The organism is Herbaspirillum frisingense, from assembly GCF_047325095.1.
Classification (GTDB): Bacteria; Pseudomonadota; Gammaproteobacteria; order Burkholderiales; family Burkholderiaceae_D; genus Herbaspirillum; species Herbaspirillum frisingense.
The window spans coordinates 2,887,911-2,904,757 of record NZ_CP168558.1 but is presented as its reverse complement, the minus strand read 5'-3'; the positions used below and the strand labels follow the sequence as shown (position 1 = coordinate 2,904,757).

Genomic DNA, 16,847 nt, shown 5'->3' with positions numbered 1-16,847 from the left:
ATCATAGCCTATCGCTCCGTCCCATGGCAGGTCGCGCCGGCTTGCAGCTGCGCGCGGCAACTGTCCATGGCGTCGCGGATCAGGAAGTTGACCAGCGTGGCCGATATCCCCAGTTCGGCGGCGATTTCGCGCTGGCTCATGCCACTCAGCCGATACAGTTCGAACACCCGGCGCGTGCGCGGCGGCAGGCTGGCCAACGCCTGGCTGATCAGCGCCAGCGTCTGGCGGCTGATGGCGATGGCTTCCGGCCCCTGCGCTTCTTCGTGTACGGCCTGGCCCTCTTCCTCGACGGCGAAGACATCGCTTTCGAAGGCGCTGCGGCGATGACGATCGATGGCCAGGTTGCGCACGATGCGCAGCAGGTAGGCCGAGGGCTGGCGGATATCGAATCCGGCCGGGACTTCGCTGATCTTGAGGTAGGCATCCTGCACCACGTCCTCGGCGCGATGCGGGCAGCCCAGGATGCGCAGTGCCGCATCCCGCAGGCGCCGCCTTTGGCCGATGAAATGCTCGCGCAGGTCCGATGCCGCAGCGTCGTGGTGAGGTGTTGCCTGCCTGTCGTGCATGGTGGTCGGTCCCCTTCCCTCTGGCTACCAGCGATAGCGGGCGCTCAAGAGCGCCATCCGTTCTTCGGCCCAGAAGCAGGTCAGGGTCGGCTCGGCCAGGCAGGAGGTGCTCTGGCGGTTGGTCAGGTTGCTGATGTTGAGCGCATAGCGCCAATGCCCCTGGTCCAGCCGTAGCATGGCGTCCAGCAGCAGTACGGCGGCATTGCGCACGCTGTTGTCGGCATTGGCGTAGTTGCGACCGACATAGCGCACGCCCCCTCCTATCCCCCAGCCGGACCACGCCGCGCCCGGGGTGTAGTCCAGCCACAGGCTGGCTGCATGACGTGGCACCAGCACCGGCGACTTGCCTTGCAGGGCGGGATCGACATGGCGCGTGTTGATGGCCTGGGTGTAGGCGTAGGCGGCCGCAATGTTGAGACCTGGGTGCAGCCTGCCCTTGGCCTCCAGTTCCACCCCGCGCGAGCGGACCTGGCTCTGGGTGAGGTAGGCATTGGCGTGTTGCGGGTCGGCGGTGAGCACGTTGTCCTTGCTGACCTGGTAGAGCGCGGCGGTATAGAGCAGGCGCTGCCCCTGCGGCTGGAACTTGAGACCGACTTCCAGTTGCCGTCCGTAGGCTGGTGCAAAGGGCTGGCCCGCGGCGTCCTGGCCGGCCTGCGGCAGGAAGGCGGTGCTGTAGTTCAGATAAGGCACCAGACCGGGCGAATGGGTCCAGGCCAGGCCCAGGCGATGGCTCCAGGCGTGGGCGCGGCTATCCAGGCGGGACGGTCCGATGTCGTTGCGGGTGCTATCGGTGACGCGATCATGGCGACTGCCCAGGGTCCATACCCAGGCGCCATCGCGGATCTGGTCCTGGACATAGACGCCGGTCTGGCGCATCTCTTCATGCAATTGCGCATAGAGGGTGGAAGCCAGCGCTATGGGCATGCCATAGACCGGCTGCGCCAGGTCCAGCGCGGGCGCGGTTCCCCGGTAACGTTGCTCGTCCTGACGCATCTGCATCAGGTCCAGCCCCAGCAGCACGGTATGCTCGAGCGGCCCCTGTTGCCAGCGGCCTTGCAGTCGGGTATCGATCTGGGTGCTGGTCAGTTGCGTCTGGTAGCGGGCGCTGCTGCGCGAGAGCACGCTGCCGCTCAAGCTGCCCGGGTTGAGGACCGAGTAGTCCGACCGCAGCGCCGCGTGGCGGAAATTCTGCTGCAGGCGCCAGGTCGCATCCAGCCGCTGATCCAGCATCCAGCCAAGCGACCATTGCTCGCCCCGCTGATGATCCGTACCGGGGTCGCCTACCAGCGTATGAGTCAGGCTGCCGTCGGGACGTACCGCCGTCCAGCGGCCGCTGCCACTGCGGTCGCGCAGGTAGTCGGCCAGCAGGATCAGATGGCTGTCGCCGCCCAGCTGCAGCTTCAGCGAGGGCGCCAGGTACAGACGATCGTTGGGCACGGCACTGCCATTGCCGTAGCTGAACTGGGTGTTGCTGTCCAGCGCCAGGCCCACCAGACGGCCCTGTACCCGGCCTGCATCGTCCAGGGTAGCGCTCAGGTCGGCCGCCAGCTGGCGCCGCTGGAAGCTCCCGATACCGGCCTGTATCTCGTTGGGCGCATCGTCTCCGGCTACCTTGCTGATACGGTTGACCACCCCGCCCGGATCGGCCTGCCCGAAGCTGGCCGACGCCGCTCCCCGCAAGACTTCGACCCGTTCCAGCCCGTATGCCTCGGTGCGGAACGTGCCAAAGCCGGCCACCGGCTGGCGCAGGCCATTGAGGTAGTTGCTGGTGTTCTGGGCATTGATGAAACCGCGCAGGTTGAAATAGTCGTAGCCGCGTGGATCGACGCCATGCGTTTCGGTGTTGGCGCCGGGCATATAGCGCAACACGTCGAGGATGCTGTCGGCGCCGCGTGCTTCCATTTCGGCACGGGTGACGACCGACAGCGATTGGGCGATCTCCAGCAAGGGGGTGACAGTACGGGTGGCGCTCTGGCCAGCGGCAACGGCGTAGCCCTCGCTGCCCTCGGCGAACTCGGCCTGTTCGCCACGACCGTCGATGATGACGTCCTTCAGACGTTGCGTCTGCTGGCGCACCGGCATGGGCGCGCCGCCTTCGCCCATGCCGGTACGCCATTGCAGGCCATAGCTGCCATTGGCGGCACGTACCGCCTGCAGGCCACTACCGGCCAGCAACTGCGCCAGGCCATCCTCCACCGCCAGCGTAGCGGCCAGTGCCACCACCTGGCGGCCCTGCACCATGTCTGGCGCATACGACAGGGTGATGCCAGCCTGGCGGGCGAAGTGGTTCAGGGCCTGTTCCAGCGGTCCGGCGGCGATCTCGTAATGGCGTCGGTCCTGCGCCATGACCCCGGCCGGCCACAAGCTGAGGCCGCCGAGGGCCAGCAGCAGCGCCATCAGCGCCATGCGCGTGATGCCGGCGGTGCGGGAGTTCAGGGACAGGAATGGAGTGGAGGGCATGCGCAAGCGGTTCGATTCGTCGGGCTACACTGGGATGCCGAACGAGCTCGCCAAAACCCGTAAGCGGAAGCGAAAAAAATCCGGCCCGTCCCGATCAGCCCGCTGCCAGGTCCGCTGCCTGGCTCACTAGCCGGCCGCCGCCAGCCGCACCCAGAACCGCGTACGTCGCTGCACGACCACCGGCAGTGTCCGGGCCAGCGAGTCCAGGGCCGCATCGCTGTCCTGCAACTGGAAGACGCCGGACACCCGCAAGTCGGCCACCGTCGGATCGCACAGCAGCCAGCCATGGCGATAGCGCGCCATCTCGACAAGCAGGTCGCCCAGTCGCATCTGGCGCGCCACCAGGGTCTGTTCCAGCCAGGCCGTGGGGTCCATGGCGGCGGTCACGATGGCCTGGCGCGCCAGTTGCCCCTGCGCATCGATCTCGACCATCTCGCCGGGGAGGATGACCTCGCGCATGCCGCTGGCCGTCTGCACCGCCACCTGCCCCTCGATCACCGTGAGCCGGGTACTCTGCGCCTGCTGGCGCACATCGAAACGCGTTCCCAGTGCCTGCAGCAGCGCTTGCCCGGTCCTGACCCGCAAGGGTCGATATTGCGCGGCCTGGGCATCCTTGCCGGTATCGACGAAGATTTCGCCGTGGCGCAGCACCAGCAGCCGCTGCACCTCGTCGAAACGGACCTGGATGTGGGAGTCAGTGTTGAGCGCCAGATGGGTGCCGTCACTCAGGCTGAGCCGACGCTGGGCGCCGGTGGCCGTGGTGTAGCCATCGGCCTGCAACAGATCCGGCAGGTCCAGCAGGCCCGCCTGGCGCGCCGCCAGCGACGCCACGGCCAGTCCCCCCAGACCCAGTGCGACACCGCCCAGCCAGCGACGGCGTGACTGCCGCTGCTGGCGGCTGCGGGACAGTCGCTTGAGCGGTCCCTGCCATTGACCTGCCGGAACCGGCAGGGCCACCAGGCGCTGGAACTGTTCTTCAGCAGCCATCAGATCACGCCATACCTGCGCATGACAGGGATCGGCGCGACACCAATGCTCTATCTGCGCCTGCAGGTGGGCATCCACACCATGGCGCCCGGCGTCAGCCCGCAAGCGGACCAGCCAGGCGATGGCCTGGTCGAGGACCAGGGGATCGACTGCGGGCGTGTTGGAGCTGGCTGGCGGCGAGGCAGGCATGGCGCGGACACAAATGCGGGCGGCTAGCCCTGGAGCGACTGCCGCATCAGGTAGCAATGGCGGATCGCGGCGGCCATGTATTTCTCCACGCTGCTCAGCGACACCCCCATGCGGGTGGCGATCTCGGGATAGCTCATCTGCTCCAGGCGCGACAGCAGGAAGGCCTCGCGCGCCCGGGCGCCCAGGCCTTCGAGCATGGCGTCGATGGCCGCCAGCAGTTCGATGAGCAGCATCCGCGCTTCCGGCGAGACCACTTCCGGCTCGGGCAGACTGGCAATGGCCTGCAGGCAGGCACGCTCGACCTCGTCACGGCGCACCTTGTCCACCACCAGCCCGTGCGCGATGCGGCTCAGCCAGGCACGCGGTTCCCGCACATCATCCAGCGCACGTGGCTTGCCGAGCACGCGCAGAAAGGTGTCCTGGGCCAGATCGGCGGCGTCGAAACTGCTGCCCACCCTGCCCCGCAACCATTGCTGCAGCCAGCGATGATGCTCGCGATAAAGCATCTGAAAGCGCTCGGCATCGGCGAGAGGCGGGACGGACATGGCGGTGACAAGAATTGACTTAGATAATAATAATTCTCATTTTAATCTGGTATATGAAGTTTTACAACGCGCGCCAGGCCCGCTGCATGCGCTGCCTGCGTCGTGTGCTGCACGTACATCATCGATCTCCCTCTCCATCCCGACCGCGCATCATGCGGGTTTTGACAAATCGGCGGCAGTCGGACTGTCACAACATGCCGTTGCGACCGTGCAGAAAAAAATTCTGTGCGGTTTGCTCACCCCAGTTCGGAAGAAAGCTCGGCCATTGCTCCGTATGCTCAAGCTGTCGCACCTGTTTTCATCTGCAGTCATCTCTCCCCCCTCCCATCGCCACCTACTTTCTGGAGCAGGACATGTCTTTGCAGCACTTCAAGGTACTCACGTTTGATGTCGTCGGCACGCTTATCGATTTCGAGGGAGGCATGCTGGCCTACCTGCGCGAGGCGGTTCCCGACAGCAAGATCTCTGACGAAGATTTTCTGACGGCCTACCGCGCCGCGCGCAGTGATGGCAATACCGGTTGGTATCCGGACGACCTGGAGCGTTGCTGGCATGTCATCGCGCCCGGTCTGGGCCTGCCAGACAGTGCCGAGCTGGCTCGCGGCCTGCGCGATTCTGTCGCGCGCTGGCCTGCCTTCCCCGATTCGGTACAGGCCCTGCAACGCCTGCGCAAGCACTTCAAGCTGGTCACCATGACCAATGCACAGAGCTGGGCGCTCCAGCATTTCTCCCGCACCCTGGGGGAGCCCTTCGATCTGCTATTGAGCTGCAACGATGCCTTGTGCGAGAAGCCTGATCCGCAATATTTCGCCTATGCGCGTGGCCGCTTCGAAGGCCAATGGGGCTATCGCACGGCCGACAACCTGCATGTGGCGCAGAGCCAGTACCACGATATCGGCGTCTCCAAGCGTCTGGGCATCACCACCTGCTGGATCGAGCGTCGTCACGACAAATCAGGCCCGGGCGGCACCATAGCCTCCCAGCACACCGTTCCCGACTACCACTTCCATACCTTGGCCGAACTGGCTGATGCCGTCGACGCCGGCCGTTAAGCCGCGCCCTCTGGCCCAGCCAGAGGGCAGCAGTTCATCCGGGAACAGGCGAGTCGCTACGCGCGGCCGACCGATCTCCTCACGCTTCAACCACCAGGGAGTTGCACCATGGACGACAACAGCAAGAACAACAACGAGCTTCTCCTCAGCGCCAGCGACACTGCCGGCCTGATGGAATGCATGAAACGCGGCGCCAGCCGACGCGATATTCTCAAGATGCTGCTGGCAGGCGGCATGCAGGCGACATTGGCGGGTGGCCTAGCCAGTAGCGCCATCACTGCCTATGCCCAGACGCCACGGCGTGGCGGCCGGCTGCGGGTTGGCGGCGACACCGCCTCGGTCAGCGATACGCTGGACCCGGCCAAGCAGTCCAACAAGACCGATTATTCGCGCGGCACCATGCTCTACAACGGCCTGACCGTACTGGATGCCACGCTCACGCCACAACCGGCGCTGGCCGAATCCTTCAGCAGCAAGGATGCCAAGGTATGGGTATTCAAGCTGCGTCGTGGCGTCACCTTCCACGACGGCAAGCCGCTGGCGCCGGCCGACGTCGTGTTCTCGCTGATGCGGCACAAGGATCCGGCCACCGCCTCCAAGGCCAAGACCCTGGCCGACCAGATCGACAGCGTCAAGGAGACCGGCCCCAATGAAGTGACCGTCACCCTGGTGGCGCCCAATGCCGATCTGCCGGTGATCGTGGGGACCTTCCACTTTCATATCGTCAAGGCCGGCACCACGGATTTCAGCGCCGGCATCGGCACCGGCCCTTACAAGCTCAAGGAATTCAACCCGGGCATCCGTTCGGTGGTGGTCCGCAACGACAATTACTGGATTCCCGGCAAGCCCTATCTGGACGAGATCGAGTATGTCGGCATCGGCGATGAGAGTGCGCGCGTCAATGCACTGCTCTCGGGCGGGATGGATCTGGTAGCGAACCTCAATCCGCGCTCCATCGAACGGGTCAAGGGCAGTCCCGGCTTTGCGGTACTGGAAACGCAGTCGGGCGCCTACACCGACCTCATCCTGCGCAAGGATGTGGGTCCCGGCAGCAATCCGGATTTCGTGCTGGCCATGAAGTATCTGATGGACCGCGAACTGATGAGCAAGAACATCGCCCGTGGTCATGCCGTGCTGGGTAACGACCAGCCCATCGACCCCACCAACCGGTTTTTCCTCGCTGGTCTTCCACAACGCCAGATGGACCTGGACAAGGCCAAGTACCATCTGCAGAAATCCGGCGTGAGCGGCAAGGTGCCGATCGCCTGTTCGGTGGCAGCAATGTATTCGGTCGATATCGCCACGGTGATGCAGCAAACCGCGCAGCGCATCGGGCTGGAACTGGAACTCAAGCGCCTGCCGCCGGAGGGTTACTGGTCCAACCAGTGGCTCAACAACCCGGTCGGATTCGGCAACGTCAACCCACGTCCAAGTGCCGATGTGTTGCTGACGCAATTCTTCCAGTCCCAGGCGGCGTGGAACGAATCACAGTTCAAGAGCGAGAAGTTCGACCAGTTGCTGACCGCGGCCCGGGCAGAGATTGATCTGGGCAAGCGCAAGCAGATGTATGGCGACATGCAGACCATCATCCATGAACAAGCCGGCATTGGCATCCCGATGTTCCTGGCCAGCCTGGATGGCTACAGCAGCAAGCTCAAAGGCCTCTCGCCCATCCCGCTGGGGGGCATGATGGGATATTCCTTTGCGGAGCATGTCTGGCTGGACGCCTGAGCACGACTCGCGGTGGCCCAGGACGCGTCGCCTGCAAGGGGCGCGCCCTGTGGCCTTCAGGCCGCCGCTTCTTCGCGCATCTGGCCTATCACGAAACCCAGCAGCTGCGGCTCCGCCAATGGGCGGCTGTAGAAGTAGCCCTGGATTTCATCGCAACCCAGGCGCTTGAGCCATTCGCGCTGCTGCACCGTTTCCACGCCCTCGGCAATGACCTTGATGTCCAGCGTATGGCCCAGGCCGATGACCGCCTGCACGATGGCAGCGTCCTGCGAATTGGGGCGTAGCTGGCTGACGAAGGAGCGGTCGACCTTGAGCTTGTCGATGGGGAAGCGTTTCAGGTAGGCCAGGCTGGAATAGCCGGTGCCGAAATCGTCGATCGACAGCTTCAGTCCCAGTGCGCGCAGTTCGTGCAAGAGTTGCACGGCGGCCTCGGTATGTTCCATGACGGCGCCTTCGGTGATTTCCAGTTCCAGGCAGGCGGGATTGATGCCGGTGCGCGCCAGCAGCGCCTGCATGCGCGCCAGGAAATCGGGGTGGCCGAAGTGGCGCGCCGAGATGTTCACGGCCACCACCATGTCGCGTCCGCTCAGGTTGCGCAGCGTGTGGATCTGGGCACAGGCACGTTCCAGCACCCATTCCCCGATGGCGATGACCAGGCCGGATTCCTCGGCCACGGGGATGAAATCGCCCGGCGGCACCAGCTGGCCCTGGCGACGCCAGCGCACCAGCGCCTCGAATCCGACCAGGCTGCCGTCCTGCAGCGATTGCTGGGGTTGCAGGTGCAGTTCCAGTTCGTTGCGTTCCAGGGCGTGTACCAGTTGGGCCTCCAGTTCGACCCGGGCCACCGCTTCGGCGTTGAGCGCTTCCGAATAGGCCACCAGCATGTTGCCACCCTGTGCACGGGCCGATTGCAGCGCGGCGTCGGCATTGCGCAGCAGTTGCACGGCGTCGCCGCCATGACGCGGATACTCGGCCGCCCCCAGGCTCAGGTTGGAATAGACTTCGTGGGCGCGGCAGCTGAAAGGCCGCTGCATGCCGGCCTGCAGGGCGACCAGCGCCCGCGAGAAATCCTCGGAGTCGACATGGTGGCGATACAGGATCACGAAATTGGCGCCATCCAGGCGGAAGACCTCGCCGTGATAGGCCCCGGCAATGCTGCGCAGGCGGGATGCAATATCGGTGATCATGGCGTCGGCAAATTCATGGCCGTAGGCGCCGATGACGCGTTCGAAGCGATCGACGCTGCCCAGCACCAGGGTATGACTGCGGCCACGCAGGTGCAGCAAGCGGTGTTCGAGCGAGCGGCGGTGCGCCAGGCCGGTCAGCGGATCGTGCGCCGCCTGGTGTGCCAGCGCGTCTTCGGAGCGGAAGCGGGCGCGGATGTGATACATCATGAACAGCGCCGTGGCCAGTGCCAGCAGATTGAACCAGTGCACCAGACGGGCGATGCGGTTCAGGTTCAGGTCCACCATGCCGCCCTCGCGCAGCAGTTCGGTCACGTCATGCATGCCCATGCCATTGAGGGTCCAGTGCACCAGGGGATCGGCGGCATGGCGGATGTTTTCTACGGTGTTCTGCATGACCATGGACAGGCTGGCGCCGCACGCCACGACCAGGGTAAGCAAGAGGTAGATGGGCCAGCGTGAATGACGGGCCAGGCGTTGCCGCAGGCTGATCTCCTGGGCTGCCGGTGCGATTGCGGTCACCAGACTGCGCAGGCTGTCTTTCCAGCGGCGAGGCATGGCTTGGGTCTGCTGCATCAGATTTTCCATCTTCCCCCCCGGGTCATTGCTTGAGTAGAGTTTCCACCGTCTGCAGCATCTCGTCGCCATCGAAGGGCTTGCCGAGGAAGGCCGAGCGGCCGGCCGCCACCACCCGCGCCGCTACCGCCACGGTGGGATACGACGTGATTACCACCACCGGCATAGCCAGTTGGCGGCCGCGCAGCCATTCCAGCAATTCCACGCCGCTCATGCCGGGCATCTGGACATCGGTGACGATGCAATCCATGGCTTCATAGGCTTGTTCGGCGACAAAGTCGTCGGCGCTGGCGTGACATTGCACCGTCCATCCCATTGAGCGCATCAGCGCCGAGAGGGCCTCGCGCATGGAGGCGTCATCATCGATTACGGCAATCTTGCTTGGCTGGTTCACTGCATTCCCTTGGCGATGCCGGCTCGAAGCGCCGGCCTGTCTTCTGCATCCGCATGGATGAGACGAATTCTTGATTGCAGGTTATCAAGCCCGGGCCGGGGCGGGAATCATACATTGGTATGAGCGGGGGTAAGACGGGCGCCGACACGCCATTCGGCCTGGCCGGCCGGCACCCTGCCGTGGCATTGCGCCAAGCTTCAGGCGCGCGGCTTGAGCCCTTGCTGCTCCAGGGCCTGACCCATGCGCACCAGGTCGGCGAAGGAACGTGCCTGCATCTTCTTCATGGCGTGGCCGCGATGGATCTTCACCGTCACCTCGCTGGTGCCAAGCTCTCCGGCGATCTGCTTGTTCAGGAGCCCGCTGACGGCCAGCCACATGACTTCGGCCTCGCGCGGCGTCAGGCTGGCATAGCGTGCCTGCAGGCCGGTACGCGCCAGGCGCTGCTCCAGCTGCAGCCGGTCCTTCTCGTGGGCGGTGGCCACGGCGTCCAGCAAGTCCTGATCGCGGAAAGGTTTGGTCAGGAAATCGATGGCACCGGCCTTCATGGCCCGCACGCTCATGGGGATGTCGCCATGGCCAGTCATCAGGATCACCGGCATGTCCACGCCGCTGCGCACCAGTTCGGCCTGCACATCCAGCCCGCTCACGCCCTGCAGACGGACATCCAGCAGCAGGCAGGATGGACTGCTCTGGATCGGACGCTGCTGGAATTCGATGGCACTGGCATAACCGAACACCTGCAGGCCCACCGAGCGCAGCAGGCTGTCCAGCGCCTCGCGCAGGGCCGGGTCGTCGTCGACGATATAGACCACCGGCACCGCGGGTGCGGACTCGGCAGCGGCTACGCGCGCCACCGAACTCATTGTTCATCTCCCTGGATCGGCGGCAGCTGGACAGTCATCAAGGCTCCTTGTGGCTTGCGATGGGCGGCGACGATGGTGCCGCCGAGCGATTCGAGGATGGAGCGGCAGATCGCCAGCCCCATCCCCATGCCCTCTTTCTTGGTGGTGAAGAAGGCGTCGAACAACTTCTTGAGCTGCTCTTCGGTGAAGCCGGGACCGTTGTCGGCCACTTCGATAAAGAGCATGCCCTCCGGCGTAAGGCCGCAACGCACTTCGATCACCGGCGCAATGGTCCGCGCCTCGTGCATGGCCTGGGCTGCGTTCATGACCAGATTGATCAGCACCTGCTGCAATTGCACCTTGTCGGCCAGCACGGCCGGCAATCCTGGCGGCAGGTTCAGCCGCAGCTTTACACGCAGGCGCTGCAATTCGCGGCCCAGCATGTCGCAGCTTTCCGCGCTGATCTGGCTCACATCCAGCGGCACGAAGGTCGGCGCCGAGGGCCGCGCCATGCTGCGGATGCGCTGGATCACTTCGCTGGCCCGCTTGGCGTTCTGCTGCATGGCATCGACCGCGCGTCGCACTTCCTCCAGTACCGGTTCCTCGCGGTTGAGCCAGCGCAGGCCGGCCTGGCCGTGGGTGACGATGGCCGCCAGCGGCTGATTGACTTCGTGGGCGATGGTGGCGGTGAGTTCACCCAAGGTGCTCACCCGACTGGCGTGGGCCAGCTGGCTGCGGGCCTGGTTCAGGGCTTCTTCCCGTTGCAGCAGGGCAATGGTCGCATCCTGCCCCTTGACGGCCAGAAATCCGGTAATGGCGATGGCGGCCAGACTGACCAGGCAACGGGTCAGGGCCGCCTCATCCTTGAAGAAACCATGGGAGATCAGATAAGCGAGCAGTGTCAGCCCCATGCAGAACAGCATCACGGCGATCACGCCGCGCCGTGGCCAGATCCAGACCGACATCAGCACCACGCCGACGTAGAGCACGGCAATGGCCACGTCCAGCTCGGTGAGTGCATCCACGGCAAAGATCGCTACCGTCAGTGCCGCGGCCGCGGCCGGTACTGCCGGCGAACGATTGAATCGGTACATACTGCTCCCCCCTGCTGGCTTGCCTGTTTTTATGTGGACCGGTTGTGGTCCCTGAATGATGGTCAGGACCGCGGATGGCGATCCTTCCTTCCGGACGCGAGTATATAACCTGCAAGGCGGACAAAGCACATGTATTACACCAAAGTATAGGGTGCCCATCGGATGAAAACCGGCCGCTGGCGCAGGCCTGGAGCGGGGCCGCTCTCATGGCATGGGGAAGCGCGGGTGAAACCGGCAAGCGTCCATACCTTCGTATGATTGGCGTCCTGACAGCGCGGTCCTAGGATGCGTCCATCCGATTGCTTTGCTACGGGAAAACCCATGAAGCTCTACGAAACCCTCGCCGACACCATCCGGCGCCAGATCCAGGAAGGCGTGATGCTGCCGGGCGAGAAGATTCCTTCCGTCCGTCGCGCCAGCCAGCAATACCACCTGAGCATTTCCACGGTGATCCGGGCCTTCCTCCTGCTGGAGAGTCAGGGACTGATCGAGAGCCGCCCGCAGTCGGGCTATTTCGTACGCATGCGCCAGGCAGCGGCCTGCCCGCCCGGCCCCGTGCCGATACCGGCGCGCCCCGCTTGCCTGCCGGTGCCACCTGCGGATGCCACGCCAGCAGCGCTGGTGCTGCACAATCTGCGCTCCATCAACTGCAATGCCCGCATCCCGCTGGGTTCGCCCTACCCCGACCCGGCGTTGTTCCCGTCGGCACGGATCACGCAGCTGGCACAGGGCTTCTACAAGCGCCGCGAACAGCGCGAACTGATCGGCACCTTGCCACCCGGCAACCTCGACCTGATCCGCCAGATCGCGCGTCGCCATCTGGAGACCGGACTGCCGGTCCAGGCCAGCGAAATCATCATCACCCAGGGCGCCACCGAAGCCCTGCAGCTCTGCCTCCAGGCCATCGCCCGGCCGGGTGCGGCCATCGCCGTGGAGTCTCCGACCTACTACGCCCTGCTGCACGCCATCGAACGTGCGGGCATGCGCGCCCTGCCCATCCCGACCGATCCCGGCCAGGGCATCGACCTGCCTTCGCTGGACCGTGCCCTGGCCAGTGGCGAGGTGGCCGGTGCGGTGGTGATGAGCAACTTCCAGAATCCTCTGGGCTACCTGATGCCAGACTCTCGCAAGCAGGCGCTGGTGCGACTGATGGCGTCCTACCAGTTGCCGCTGGTGGAAAACGACGTCTATGGCGAACTGCACTACAGCGACCAGCGCCCACGCCCGGCCAAGAGCTACGACGAGCAGGGACTGGTGTTGTATTGCAGCTCCTTCTCCAAGAGCCTCACCCCGGAGCATCACATCGGCTGGACCATGCCGGGCCGCTATCGGCAGGCCGTGGAGCAGCTCAAGTTCCTCAACACCGTGAGCATGCCCACCCATCCCCAGCGGGCGGTGGCGGAATACCTGCAGAACGAGGGCTATGATTTCCATCTGCGGCGGCTGCGCAAATTGCTGATGCAGCGCGAACGCATCATGCGTTCGGCGGTGTTGCGGTTCTTCCCCGCCGGCACCCACTGCTCGCAGCCGCAGGGGGGCTATCTGCTGTGGGTCAGCCTGCCGCGCTCGGTGCGGGCGATCGAACTGCACGCGCGCGCCCAGGAGGCCGGCATCAGCGTGGCGCCGGGTGACATGTTCAGCAGTGATCCGGCCTTCCATCACTGCATCCGCCTGAACTACAGCTTCCCCTGGGAACGCGACGTCGAAGCAGCTGTGCGCACCCTGGGTGAACTCTGTCACGACATGGTCGCCAGCGCGGGCAGTGCCGAGCGGGAGATGCAAACGGGACTGAGCACTATGGCCTTTCAGCCGCCCGCCGCCGGACTGATCAGCGCCAGATGAATGCTGCGCGGCGCGCCGGTACCGGGTTCGCCGCCCTCCGAATGGCCCGGTGCGGCCAGCGTCACGCCCATCCGCAACTCCTCCAGCGGCATGGGCTTGCCGAACAGATAGCCCTGGAAACCGGCACAGCCCAGACGACGCAAGGCCGCCCACTGCTCGCTGGTCTCCACCCCTTCCGCGACCACATCCAGCCCCAGGCCTTGCGCCAGGTTGACGATGGTCTGCACGATGGACCAGGCATGCGGCGTCTGCAGCATGTCCTGCACGAAGGATCGATCGATCTTCAACTGGTCCAGCGGCAGTTTCTTGAGATAGCTCAGCGACGAGTAGCCCGTACCAAAATCATCCAGCGAGAAGCCAAGACCGGTCTCCTTGAGCATGGCCATGCGCGTGATGAGCGTATCGACATCGGTGAGCAGCATGCTTTCGGTCAACTCCAGCTTGAGCCGGCGCGGATTGGCACCGGTGCGCTCCAGGATGTCCAGCACACATTGCGCGAAGTCAGGCTGGCGGAACTGGCGCGCGCTGACATTGACCGCGATGGTCAGGTGGGCCGTCTGCGCATCGCCAGCCCAGGCGGCCAGCTGCTCGCAGGCAGTGGTCAGCGCCCATTGTCCGAACTCCACGATCAGGCCGGCCTTTTCCGCCTGGCCGATGAAGGCCGCCGGATACACCATCCCGCGTTGCGGATGCTGCCAGCGCATCAGCGCCTCTACACCGGCGAGGCTGCCGTCGGCACGCACGATGGGCTGGTAATGCAGGCGCAGTTCGCGCCGTACCAGGGCGTGACGCAGATCGTTTTCCAGCATCGCCATCTGGTCCAGCACTTCCTGCATGGAGGGACAGAAGAAGCGATAGGTATTGCGCCCGGCGGCCTTGGCCTCGTACATCGCCATGTCGGCCTGGCGCAGCAGGTCATTGACGGTATGCCGGCCGGCCCCGAACAGCACCACCCCCAGACTGGGCGTACTGCGCACCTCACTGCCCTGCAGTTCGTAACCGGCATTGAGCGCGGTGAGGATCTTGCGGCAGACGCATTCGGCATTGTTCTCCGCTTCCTCGATCTGGCTGCCCAGGTTTTCCAGCAGGATGACGAATTCATCCCCACCCAGCCGGGCCACGGTATCGATTTCGCGCGTGACCTGCTGCAGGCGCATGGCTACCAGTTCCAGCAGGCGATCACCGGTATCGTGACCCATGGTGTCGTTGAGGCCCTTGAAGTTGTCCAGATCGACGAAAATCACCGCGCCATACTGCCCGGCGCGGGCATAGCGCGCTACCGCCTGCGACAGGCGATCCAGCAGCAGGCGCCGGTTGGGCAGATCGGTCAGGCCGTCGTAATAGGCCAGGCGCGCAATCTCCTCCTCGGCCGCCTTGCGTGCGCTGATGTCCATGCGCGTGCCCACCATGCGCAGCGGACGGCCGTGCGTATCGCGCTCGACCAGCTTGCCGCGGCACTGAATCCAGACCCAGTGCCCTTCCTTGTGGCGCATCTGGTATTCGGCCTCGAAGCAATGGCGACTATCGGCCAGATGCAGGCGCAACGCGTGATCCAGGGCCGCCATGTGTTCCGGGTTGACCAGCGTGCGCCATTCGCCCGGGGCGTCGAACTGGCGCTCGGGCGGATAACCGAGCATGGCATTGGCCCGCCCGTCGACGCTGCGCGTATCGGCCTGGATATGCCAGTCCCACAGGCCCAGATTGGCCCCGGACAAGGCCAGCTCCATGCGTTCGGTCATCTCCGCATGCTGCAGCTCGCGCTGATGGGTGAGCACCTGCACCGCACGCCGCCGTCCCTGCAGCAACGCCAGCACCAGCGCCGCCGCCAGGGCGAACAGCAGCCACATGAGCAGGAATGAATGTGCCGGCTCATGCCAGCCGGCGTTGATATGGTCGACGCTACGCGAGAGGCTGATGACCAGGGTCTTGTCCAGCCCCAGCTCGCGGCTGGTGATGGTCCGCTGCACCATCATGCGCGCCTGGCCCTGGGCGTCCTTGCCGGTCTGCACGCTGGTGATCTCGCCACTGCGCAGATGTTGGCGCAGGAAATCGTCCGGCCCCGCGCGGCCCTGCCCGGCCTGACGCATCTGGGCCGCATTGGCTGGCACGAACAGCAGGCGCCGCCCGTCTTCGCCGGTGATGGCAATGCTCATGTCGTCGGCGTAGAGCGCCGAGCGCATCACGGCATCGAAGTATTCGGGATTGAGGATGGCGCTGACCGCGCCCTCGACGCGGCCATCGGCCGTGGTGATGGGCAGCGACAGCTTGATGTTGAACACGCCCGGCGTATTTTCGAAGGGCTGCGAGACATACATCACCTGCCCCGACGACATGCGCGGGATCTGCGAGAGGAAATCGCGGTCGTCCAGACGGCGATCGGCGATGTCGTCGGCCGAGCGCACGATATGGCCGCTGCCATTGAGCACCACGATGGCGCGCACACCCGGCATGGCGCGCTTGAGCGATTGCAGCAGCAGGCTCTGGCAATCCGCATGACAGCTGGCACCGTCGGCCTGGGCATTGCGGGCACTCTCCAGCGCATTGCGCACGCCCTGGAACTGATGGGCCAGATTTTCTTCGATGATGCGGGCCTGGGTCTGCATGCGCGTGGTCTCGTCGGCATGGATCAGACGCCGCTCGGACCACACGAAGTTGGCGATCAGCAAGGCCGAAAAACCCAGTGCGGCCGCATAGGCACACCATTCGATCATGGTGCGACTGTAGCCATCGCCTCCCTGCCTGTTGGTTCTCATGATGCGGTTCCTTCCTCACGCCATTGCGGGCGCCATTGGGTCGATTGGAACGCAGTCTAGGGTCGGCACCACGGACGCGGTACATACACAGCCCGTCGGCCAGGGGGAACACAGTTCGCAGTCGCGGAAAAACCACCACAACAGCCGCAAAAGCAGTACAGATGCGGCCCTGCGCGCTACAGCACAGCACGCCATGGTGTGGCGCGCAGGCCGCAGGCTTTCTATCCTGCGTCCATCCCGGCTGTAACAGGCCCGCGCCAGATGAAGGGAAACCGACTACGGAGGAAGAATGGATATCGAAGTGATGGGGCAATACGAGATCGTGCTGGAGGCGTTTTCCAACCTGTCCAATACCGGTTGGATGCCTTTCGTCACCATCTACCGCGGCCGTTCCAGTTCGCGCCGCAGTATCTGCGTGGTCCAACGGCAGCGGGTGGAAACCAATCTGCCGGCCCACAGCCGCGAACAGGCCATTGAAGCCGCACGGGCGTTCGCAGCGCAGCGCATTGGCAACGGCCGGCTCTGATCAGCGGTTTGAGGCGCAGGCGCACCGCCACCTGCGTCCGCTATTCCGTCATGCAAGCCATACCATCGGCAGGATAGGCCCCGCCAGCATTTCCTTTCCCCCACAC

At 64.8% G+C, this 16,847-nt stretch carries 14 protein-coding genes; 5 read left to right on the top strand and 9 right to left on the bottom strand.

The features are described 5' to 3' along the window. Positions 1-8 precede the first annotated feature (8 nt). The 4 genes from ACEOAC_RS13405 to ACEOAC_RS13390 all read right to left on the bottom strand — a co-directional run bounded on the left by ACEOAC_RS13405 (position 9) and on the right by ACEOAC_RS13390 (position 4,747). Positions 9-566 carry an RNA polymerase factor sigma-70 gene (locus tag ACEOAC_RS13405; protein ID WP_413444531.1) on the bottom strand — a complete coding sequence of 186 codons (558 nt, stop codon included), beginning with the start codon at positions 564-566 and terminating at the stop codon, positions 9-11. Positions 567-590: 24 nt separating this feature from the next. After that, positions 591-3,026: a TonB-dependent siderophore receptor gene (locus tag ACEOAC_RS13400; RefSeq protein WP_413444530.1), complete on the bottom strand. Its 2,436-nt coding sequence runs from the start codon at positions 3,024-3,026 to the stop codon at positions 591-593. Positions 3,027-3,152: 126 nt separating this feature from the next. After that, a complete protein-coding gene (locus ACEOAC_RS13395; RefSeq protein ID WP_413444529.1) occupies positions 3,153-4,202 on the bottom strand; it encodes a FecR family protein in 1,050 nt (349 codons plus the stop codon). 23 nt (positions 4,203-4,225) lie between these two features. Then, positions 4,226-4,747: a sigma-70 family RNA polymerase sigma factor gene (locus ACEOAC_RS13390; protein WP_343653180.1), complete on the bottom strand. Its 522-nt coding sequence runs from the start codon at positions 4,745-4,747 to the stop codon at positions 4,226-4,228. Here ACEOAC_RS13390 and ACEOAC_RS13385 point away from each other — a divergent pair. From ACEOAC_RS13385 to ACEOAC_RS13375, 3 genes are all read left to right on the top strand, one after another. Further along, the gene (locus ACEOAC_RS13385) at positions 4,746-5,135 is read left to right on the top strand and encodes a hypothetical protein (RefSeq protein WP_413444528.1); all 390 of its coding nucleotides are present in this window, start codon (positions 4,746-4,748) and stop codon (positions 5,133-5,135) included. The two genes, ACEOAC_RS13390 and ACEOAC_RS13385, sit on opposite strands and share 2 nt — an antisense overlap. Further along, positions 5,101-5,799, top strand: coding sequence for an HAD-IA family hydrolase (locus tag ACEOAC_RS13380; RefSeq protein WP_413444527.1), 699 nt, complete (start codon positions 5,101-5,103; stop codon positions 5,797-5,799). The genes ACEOAC_RS13385 and ACEOAC_RS13380 overlap by 35 nt, the downstream gene beginning before the upstream one ends. Before the next feature lie 108 nt (positions 5,800-5,907). After that, on the top strand, positions 5,908-7,530 hold the full coding sequence (locus ACEOAC_RS13375; RefSeq protein ID WP_413444526.1) for an ABC transporter substrate-binding protein: 1,623 nt from the start codon (positions 5,908-5,910) through the stop codon (positions 7,528-7,530). Positions 7,531-7,586: 56 nt separating this feature from the next. Here the strand turns inward: ACEOAC_RS13375 and ACEOAC_RS13370 are convergent, their stop codons facing one another. The 4 genes from ACEOAC_RS13370 to ACEOAC_RS13355 all read right to left on the bottom strand — a co-directional run bounded on the left by ACEOAC_RS13370 (position 7,587) and on the right by ACEOAC_RS13355 (position 11,620). After that, positions 7,587-9,290, bottom strand: coding sequence for a putative bifunctional diguanylate cyclase/phosphodiesterase (locus ACEOAC_RS13370; protein ID WP_413444525.1), 1,704 nt, complete (start codon positions 9,288-9,290; stop codon positions 7,587-7,589). A gap of 25 nt (positions 9,291-9,315) precedes the next feature. Further along, entirely contained in the window at positions 9,316-9,684 is a 369-nt protein-coding gene (locus ACEOAC_RS13365) for a response regulator transcription factor (RefSeq protein WP_006462217.1), read from the bottom strand. A gap of 197 nt (positions 9,685-9,881) precedes the next feature. Further along, positions 9,882-10,547, bottom strand: coding sequence for a response regulator transcription factor (locus ACEOAC_RS13360; protein WP_413444524.1), 666 nt, complete (start codon positions 10,545-10,547; stop codon positions 9,882-9,884). Continuing rightward, entirely contained in the window at positions 10,544-11,620 is a 1,077-nt protein-coding gene (locus ACEOAC_RS13355; protein WP_241812335.1) for a sensor histidine kinase, read from the bottom strand. Before ACEOAC_RS13355 ends, ACEOAC_RS13360 begins: the two co-directional genes overlap by 4 nt. 321 nt (positions 11,621-11,941) lie before the next feature. Here ACEOAC_RS13355 and ACEOAC_RS13350 point away from each other — a divergent pair, with 321 nt between their 5' ends. Beyond that, entirely contained in the window at positions 11,942-13,462 is a 1,521-nt protein-coding gene (locus ACEOAC_RS13350) for a PLP-dependent aminotransferase family protein (protein ID WP_413628389.1), read from the top strand. Here the strand turns inward: ACEOAC_RS13350 and ACEOAC_RS13345 are convergent. Further along, positions 13,426-16,215, bottom strand: coding sequence for an EAL domain-containing protein (locus ACEOAC_RS13345; RefSeq protein WP_413444359.1), 2,790 nt, complete (start codon positions 16,213-16,215; stop codon positions 13,426-13,428). The genes ACEOAC_RS13350 and ACEOAC_RS13345 overlap by 37 nt on opposite strands. A 289-nt stretch (positions 16,216-16,504) precedes the next feature. Here ACEOAC_RS13345 and ACEOAC_RS13340 point away from each other — a divergent pair, with 289 nt between their 5' ends. After that, on the top strand, positions 16,505-16,741 hold the full coding sequence (locus ACEOAC_RS13340; RefSeq protein WP_006462222.1) for a hypothetical protein: 237 nt from the start codon (positions 16,505-16,507) through the stop codon (positions 16,739-16,741). Positions 16,742-16,847: the final 106 nt, after the last annotated feature.

Excerpts from the sequence above, each read along its gene's own strand:
- ACEOAC_RS13405 (WP_413444531.1), bottom strand. The coding sequence starts at position 566 with ATGCACGACAGGCAGGCAACACCTCACCACGACGCTGCGGCATCGGAC.
- ACEOAC_RS13400 (WP_413444530.1), bottom strand. The coding sequence starts at position 3,026 with ATGCCCTCCACTCCATTCCTGTCCCTGAACTCCCGCACCGCCGGCATC.
- ACEOAC_RS13395 (WP_413444529.1), bottom strand. The coding sequence starts at position 4,202 with ATGCCTGCCTCGCCGCCAGCCAGCTCCAACACGCCCGCAGTCGATCCC.
- ACEOAC_RS13385 (WP_413444528.1), top strand. The coding sequence starts at position 4,746 with ATGGCGGTGACAAGAATTGACTTAGATAATAATAATTCTCATTTTAAT.
- ACEOAC_RS13390 (WP_343653180.1), bottom strand. The coding sequence starts at position 4,747 with ATGTCCGTCCCGCCTCTCGCCGATGCCGAGCGCTTTCAGATGCTTTAT.
- ACEOAC_RS13380 (WP_413444527.1), top strand. The coding sequence starts at position 5,101 with ATGTCTTTGCAGCACTTCAAGGTACTCACGTTTGATGTCGTCGGCACG.
- ACEOAC_RS13375 (WP_413444526.1), top strand. The coding sequence starts at position 5,908 with ATGGACGACAACAGCAAGAACAACAACGAGCTTCTCCTCAGCGCCAGC.
- ACEOAC_RS13370 (WP_413444525.1), bottom strand. The coding sequence starts at position 9,290 with ATGCAGCAGACCCAAGCCATGCCTCGCCGCTGGAAAGACAGCCTGCGC.
- ACEOAC_RS13360 (WP_413444524.1), bottom strand. The coding sequence starts at position 10,547 with ATGAGTTCGGTGGCGCGCGTAGCCGCTGCCGAGTCCGCACCCGCGGTG.
- ACEOAC_RS13355 (WP_241812335.1), bottom strand. The coding sequence starts at position 11,620 with ATGTACCGATTCAATCGTTCGCCGGCAGTACCGGCCGCGGCCGCGGCA.
- ACEOAC_RS13350 (WP_413628389.1), top strand. The coding sequence starts at position 11,942 with ATGAAGCTCTACGAAACCCTCGCCGACACCATCCGGCGCCAGATCCAG.
- ACEOAC_RS13345 (WP_413444359.1), bottom strand. The coding sequence starts at position 16,215 with ATGAGAACCAACAGGCAGGGAGGCGATGGCTACAGTCGCACCATGATC.
- ACEOAC_RS13340 (WP_006462222.1), top strand. The coding sequence starts at position 16,505 with ATGGATATCGAAGTGATGGGGCAATACGAGATCGTGCTGGAGGCGTTT.